The organism is Halorubrum sp. CBA1125 (assembly GCF_009742825.1).
Classification (GTDB): domain Archaea; phylum Halobacteriota; class Halobacteria; order Halobacteriales; family Haloferacaceae; genus Halorubrum.
In genome coordinates this window covers 1-6,446 of record NZ_WPCE01000167.1, presented here as the reverse complement: position 1 = coordinate 6,446, position 6,446 = coordinate 1, and the positions used below count along the sequence as shown (strand labels likewise).

Annotated in this window: 6 protein-coding genes and 1 pseudogene; 5 read left to right on the top strand and 2 right to left on the bottom strand. The window is 69.9% G+C overall.

The features are described from left to right. Positions 1 to 172: 172 nt before the first annotated feature. The gene (locus tag GJ633_RS12875; protein WP_156589147.1) at positions 173 to 922 is read left to right on the top strand and encodes a sugar phosphate isomerase/epimerase; all 750 of its coding nucleotides are present in this window, start codon (positions 173 to 175) and stop codon (positions 920 to 922) included. Positions 923 to 937: 15 nt separating this feature from the next. On the opposite strand, the gene GJ633_RS12870 is transcribed toward GJ633_RS12875, so the two are convergent. Together GJ633_RS12870 and tbsP are read right to left on the bottom strand one after the other, a co-directional pair. Next, on the bottom strand, positions 938 to 1,852 hold the full coding sequence (locus GJ633_RS12870; protein ID WP_156589146.1) for a hypothetical protein: 915 nt from the start codon (positions 1,850 to 1,852) through the stop codon (positions 938 to 940). A 110-nt stretch (positions 1,853 to 1,962) separates the two neighbouring features. After that, the gene (gene tbsP, locus GJ633_RS12865) at positions 1,963 to 2,775 is read right to left on the bottom strand and encodes a transcriptional regulator TbsP (RefSeq protein ID WP_156589145.1); all 813 of its coding nucleotides are present in this window, start codon (positions 2,773 to 2,775) and stop codon (positions 1,963 to 1,965) included. 226 nt (positions 2,776 to 3,001) lie between these two features. On the opposite strand from tbsP, the gene glyA reads away from it, so the two are divergent. The 4 genes and pseudogenes from glyA (at position 3,002) to GJ633_RS12845 (ending at position 6,297) form a co-directional block, all read left to right on the top strand. Then, positions 3,002 to 4,249 (top strand): serine hydroxymethyltransferase, encoded by a 1,248-nt coding sequence (glyA, locus tag GJ633_RS12860; protein ID WP_156589144.1) that lies wholly within the window; start codon positions 3,002 to 3,004, stop codon positions 4,247 to 4,249. Between the two features lie 85 nt (positions 4,250 to 4,334). Beyond that, positions 4,335 to 4,745 carry a DUF3054 domain-containing protein gene (locus GJ633_RS12855; RefSeq protein WP_156589143.1) on the top strand — a complete coding sequence of 137 codons (411 nt, stop codon included), beginning with the start codon at positions 4,335 to 4,337 and terminating at the stop codon, positions 4,743 to 4,745. A gap of 192 nt (positions 4,746 to 4,937) precedes the next feature. Then, positions 4,938 to 5,198, top strand: coding sequence for a hypothetical protein (locus GJ633_RS12850; protein WP_156589142.1), 261 nt, complete (start codon positions 4,938 to 4,940; stop codon positions 5,196 to 5,198). A 101-nt stretch (positions 5,199 to 5,299) separates the two neighbouring features. Further along, positions 5,300 to 6,297 (top strand): annotated as a pseudogene (locus GJ633_RS12845) (ornithine cyclodeaminase family protein). Positions 6,298 to 6,446 lie beyond the last annotated feature (149 nt).

Genomic DNA, 6,446 nt, shown 5'->3' with positions numbered 1-6,446 from the left:
CCCCAGCCTCGCGCTCCGGTCGCGGGCCTCCGGCCCGCCCCGGGCGCGCCACCACAATCATTCGTTCTCTCACCTGTACTGAGCGATCGAAAAGCGTCTCGCAACTAGACCGTGACTGGGTCTCCGAATCGTCGACGCCATCTATACAAGGTCGCCGTTCCCACGGCCCGCCATGGACATCGGGGTGACCGTCGGCGACGACCTCGACCGGCTCGCGGCCTCGCCCCCGCGGTTCGACTTCTGTGAGCTCGGGATCGGCGAGCCGACGCTCGTGCCGGGCGAGATCGATCCGGACCGGCTCGATAGCGCGCTCGGGAACCGGGACCTGTTCGTCCACCTCCCGTACAGCCAGCGGCTGGCGACGTACGTCCCCGAGGTCAACGACGCGATCGTCGCCTACCAGCGGCGGCTCCTCGCGGCCGCCGGAGAGCTGGGCGCCGAGAAGGCGGTCCTCCACGCCACCTCCGCCGACCGCGACGACGTCGACTTCCGCGAGGTCGCCGCCGACCAGCTCCGGCGGATCGCCGAGGCCGGTCGCGAGGCGGGCGTCGAGGTCGTCGTCGAGAACGTCGGGCACCAGCACCGGGGGCTCCACCTCTCCGTGCTCGGCGATCTCGCCCGCGAGACGGAGACGCCGGTCTGTTTCGACGTCGGCCACGCGTACATGGAAGGGGGTAACGACGCGATAACGCGGTTCCTCCGGCACCACGGCGACCGGATCTCGCACCTCCACTGCCACGACGTCCGCCGGCGCGGGGACACCCATCTGCCGGTCGGGGCCGGCGAGGTCGACTACGAGGCCGCGGCTGCGGAGCTGGAGAACTTCGACGGCACCGTCGCGCTGGAGGTGTTCACCGACGACGACCGGCTCCTGATCGACTCCGCCGAGCGCGTCGCCGAACGTCTCGGCGCGACGTTTTGAGGCGTCGGAGGCGGGTCAGTTCGAGCCGTCTCCGGCTGAGTCGGAGCTGGACGCGTCGTCACCGGGCGAATCGTCACCGGAGGGGTCGTCACCGGAGGGGTCGTCACCGGACGCGTCGTCCGTCGGCTCCGACTCGTCGACCGCCCCGCTCTCGGCGGGCGGGTCGCTCGTCCCGTCGTCGTCGAGCTGGCGTTTTATCGACTCCAGCTCCGACTCGACGTCGACCTCCGGCGCGTCGGCTGCGGCCCCGTCGTCCGCGCCGGTCTCCCCCTCATCGTCGGCGGCCGCCCCGGGCTCGGTCACGTCGATCTGGACGCTGCGGTCGGCGTTCGTGTCCCCACCGGCAGCGCTCGTTTGGTCGCGGCCGGCACTCGCCTCGTCGCGGTCGGCACTCGCCTCTTCGCGGCCGACGCTCGACTCGTCGCGGCGGGCCGCGTCGGCCCGTCGGCGGCTCTCTTCGATCCGGGATTCGATCTCCGCGGAGAGGTCGCGCGCGTCGGAGAGGATCGACCGCGAGACGGCGTCCTCGGGGAGGTCAGCCTCCGCGAGCGCCGTCTGCAACTCCGCGAGCGAGCGGGCGAGCCCGGCGGTCGCGCCGTCGCGCACGTCCGCGAGCGAACCGCCACGCGCCGTCGCGTTCCCGTCCGCGTCGTCGGCGAGACGCTGACTCGGATCGGCGAGCCGGAGCGTCCCCTGTACCAGTTCCAGGGATTTGATCGTCGTCTCCAACAGGGCGATGATCGTCGGGATCGTGTACCGTTCCGTGAACCGGAGCAGCTCCGAGAGTCGAGGCGGCCGGGGCGGTCGCGTCGGCTCGCGTCGGTCCCGCTCGCTCTCTCTGAGGTCGCGGCGGAGGTCGGACAGGACGTCCTCGAGCTCGTCGAGCCGCGCTTCGAGGTCCTCGTCGCGGCGGTCGTCGCGGGAACTCATACGCGAGCGTAGGCGCGGCGCGAATAAAAAGCCCGAGCGTCGGAAGCGGCGTCGTGCGTGTGCGCGTCGCGAAACTGTCGAGGGCGCCAGTTACGCGTCGAGGACGTCAGCTACGCGATCAGGTCCGCGGCGACCGACGCCAGCTCGTCGGCGTCGACGTCGCGGAGGCGGTCGTCGCCGAGCTTGAGCCGGAGCCGCGGTCGGCCGACGTCGATCGGCACCTTCTCGGTGTCGATGAGCCCCTGGTCCTCCAGTCGCGTCTTGGTCCGGGAGAACGTCGCCTTCGAGGCGATGCCGACGTCCTCGCCCCACTTCGAGACGTCGTACAGGAGCACCTCGTTGCGCGCCGCCACGAGCAGCGACACGGTCACCTCGTCGAGGTCGGCGTCGGTCCCGTCCGTCGCCAGCGACGCGAGGACGGCGTCGAAGTCCTCGCGGGCCGCCTCGCCGATCTCGGCCGCCATCGTCTCGCGGACGCGGCTGATCGGCGGGGTGCGGAGGTCGTACGGGTCGGCTTCTTCGAAGGTCTCGTGGTGGGTCTCGAACACCGCCTCGACAAAGTCCTCCTCGTCCGTCGCGAGCGCGGCGACGGTGTCGTCGGCGGTTACGGGGACTGCGACCCGTGACGCGGAGACGAAAAGCGTGTTTCCGACGGTCTCGGGGAGGATCCGGAACGCGAGCGCGTCGTCGGCAACGAGGTCGGCGGCGGCCGAGGCGACGACGAACTCGTCCATCGCGCGCTTGAGCGTCTGCTCTTCGACCAGTACCGACAGGTCGCTGAAATCGTCGCGGTCGCTGGCCGCCTCGACCAGCGTGATGACCGTCTCCCTGGTGGGATCGACGACCAGTACCGACTCATCGTCCGCCGTGAACGCCCCGTCGAGGAGGTCCTCGACGCTCGCCTCCAAGATATTCGATGCCATCTGTCACGTTGAATGATCACATAACTACCACTTAATATTAACGAATCAACGAGGTGAACAACTCGTTATCGACTGTTACAGGCCCGGTACACAAGAATTTCGATATCAAAACGGTCGACCGTGCTGTCCTCCCGATCGGTCGTCTCGGTCGGTGGCGACAGTCGCGTGGCGGAAGCGGCGGTCGCGTGACGGAAGGATTAATGCGCGGTCGCGCCCGCGTTCGCGTATGGAGCACGAGCACGTGCGGGCGGTCGATCCGGCGGTCGCCGACGCGCTGGCCGGCGAGCGCGAGAGACAAGAGCGGACGCTCGCGATGATCGCCAGCGAGAACCACGTCAGCGAAGCGGTACTGGAGGCGCAGGGGAGCGTCCTCACGAACAAGTACGCCGAGGGGTACCCCGGCGCGCGGTACTACGCGGGCTGTGAGTACGCCGACGAAGTCGAGGAACTCGCGATCGAGCGCGCGACGGAGCTGTGGGGCGCGGAACACGTCAACGTCCAGCCGCACTCCGGCACGCAGGCGAACCAGGCCGTCTACTACGCGGTGTTGGAACCCGGCGACAAGATCCTCTCGCTGGACCTGACCCACGGCGGGCACCTCTCGCACGGTCACCCCGCGAACTTCACCGGGCAGATGTACGACGTCGAGCAGTACGAGGTTGACCCCGAGACAGGGTACATCGACTACGAGGGCCTGCGCGTCGCGGCGGAGTCGTTCGACCCGGACATCATCGTCTCGGGCTACTCCGCGTACCCGCGGACCGTCGAGTGGGACCGCATCCAGGCGGCGGCCGACGCCGTCGACGCCTACCACCTCGCGGACATCGCACACATCACCGGGCTCGTCGCCGCGGGCGTCCACCCCTCGCCGGTGGGGATCGCCGACTTCGTCACCGGCTCGACGCACAAGACGATCCGCGCCGGCCGCGGCGGGATCGTGATGTGTGACGAGGAGTACGCCGACGACGTCGACAAGGCCGTCTTCCCGGGCGGCCAGGGCGGCCCCCTGATGCACAACATCGCGGGCAAGGCGGTCGGGTTCAAGGAGGCGCTCGAACCCGAGTTCGAGGCGTACGCCGAAGCGGTCGTGAACAACGCCGAGGTCCTCGCGGAGACGCTGCAGGACCACGGCCTGTCGCTGGTCTCGGGCGGCACCGACAACCACCTCGTGTTGGCCGACCTCCGCGACTCGCACCCGGACCTGCCGGGCGGCGACGCCGAGGACGCGCTCGCGGCCGCGAACATCGTCCTCAACGGGAACACGGTGCCGGGCGAGTCGCGGTCGCCGTTCAACCCCTCGGGGATCCGCGCCGGCACCGCCGGGCTCACGACCCGCGGGTTCGACGAGGCCGCCGTGGAGGAGGTCGGCGACCTCATCTACCGCGTGGTCGACAACGTCGACAGCGACGACGTGATCTATGAGGTCGGCGAGCGCGTCGCCGAGCTGTGCGAGGAGTATCCGCTGTACGAGTGAGGCCGGACCGCGGTCGCGGGCCGGACGATTCCGCCGGCCGAGGCGGATCCGTACGTACAAAGTAGGGGGACACCGACGGGCCGGTATGGACGTCCAGTCGTTCCTCGCCGCTCGACTCGACCGCGGCGCCGTTCCGCTCGCGGTCGGCGACGTAGCCGCGATCGTCACGATGTTGACTGTCGGAACGCTCAACCACACGAGCGCCGCGTTCCTCTCGTCGAACCCGCTGTACCTGCTCGAAGTGTACGCGCCGTTCATGATCGCGTGGGCCGTCCTCGCGCCGCTCGTGGGAGCCTACTCGGCCGGCGCCGTCGAGACCGCGAAGTCGTCGATCCCGCTCGTCGTGCGGTCGTGGATCCCGGCCGCAGTCGTGGCGCTCGCGCTCCGAGCGCTCGTCTTCCGCGGCGGGGCGGCGCTGACGTTCGCCGTCGTCATGGTCGTATCGGGGACCGTCGCGCTCGGCGGCTGGCGCGCGCTGTACTTCCGGCTCCGCTGAGACACGCAGTTCCACTCGTTCTCTCGTCGGCCCGTCGCATCCGTTCGCGGCCGTTCGCCCGTTCGCAACCGTTCGCGACCGGTGCGGTAGATATATCTATAACTTATGAGTAGCTTTGAAATAGCAACAACAGTAATCACGTCGAACCATGAGAAAATTTTAATAGTGGTGTTCTATTAGTGTCGAATGGATATGACGGGGTACTACGACTACGTCCTCGGGCTGATACCGGCCGCCCTGCTCGGCGTGACCGCGTTCCTCTCGCTGGTCGGACTGTCGTGGACGGCCGCCGTCCCCGCGGGGGCGCTCGTCGCGGCGGGGCTGATCGCCCACGCGATGTTCGTCAGGGGTCCCGTCGTCGACGAGGGCGGGCTGGACCGCGGCGTCGACCGGGCCGCCTCGTCGTCTCCCGTCTCGGCCTCGTCGTCGTCCGCTGCTGCGTCGTCGGACTGAGGCGTCGCCGATCGAACCGGCCGAGCCGACCACTGTTCTCGACCGGTCTCCTCTCGACCGCGTACCGCACGGTTTAGTCGTTCCGGACCGACCGATCGAGTATGACGGAAGCCCTGTTCCTCACGAGCGCCGAGGTCGACGACCTCGCCGAGCCGGCCGAGTACGTCGCCGCCGTCCGCGACGCCTACCGCCAGGTCGGGGAGGGCGCGCCCGCCGAGCCGCGCACGAAGCTGTACAACGCCGACCCGCCGGGCATGCTCACCACCTACGTCGCGGTGCTCCCCGAGACGGGCGTGATGGGCGGGTACACCTACTCGGCCGGCTTCGGCGCCGAGGACGCGTGGTTCGTGACGCCGCTTTTCGACGCCGACTCGGGCGAGCCGCTGGCGCTGCTCGACGGCGCCTCGATGAACCCGTTCAAGACCGGCGCCGCGGGCGCGGTCGCGGTCGACGCGCTCGCCCGCGCGGACGCGACCGAGGTCGCCGTGATCGGCAGCGGCGCGCAGGCGCGCGGCCAGCTCGCCACGACCGCGACCGTGCGCGACCTGGAGACGGTCCGCGTGTTCTCGCCGACCGTGGCGAACCGCGAGGCCTTCGCGACGAGTTCGACGGCCGGATCGACGCCGACGTGTCGGCGGTCGCGAGCGCGGGCGACGCGGTCGCCGGCGCCGACGTGGTGATCACGGCGACGACCGCGAGCGACCCCGTGATCGACGACGGGGACGTCGAACCGGGTACGCACGTCACGGCGATGGGGCAGTACCACCCGGAGAAGAACGAGCTGCCGCCGGAGCTGATCGCCCGGGCGACGTACGTCCCCGACATCCGCGAGCGGGCGACCCAGGACGCCGGTTCCTTCCTCGCCGCGGTCGACGCGGGGCTCGTCGACGCGGACCACGTCGCGGCCGATCTGGGCGAGGTGGTCGCCGGCGTGCACCCGGGTCGGACGAGCGCGGAGGAGGTCACGGTGTTCGACTCGGGCGGTACCGGGATCGAGACGGCCGCGGCCGCCGCCATGCTCTACGAGCGGGCGAGCGACGCCGGGCGGGGGAAGCCGATCGACTTCGCGCCCGCGAGCGAGGCACTCACCGGGCGATAAGTCGCTGCGAGCGCGATAGCCAGCTCCAAGGTCCCAGCCGCTCGGGTGGAAGCGACTGTTGCCACCGAGAACACTTCCAAAGCCCCAGCCTCGCCGCTTCCCCTTTGAGTCCCATCCGTCCCGCACAGCCCCGCGCCTCACGCCTCCCC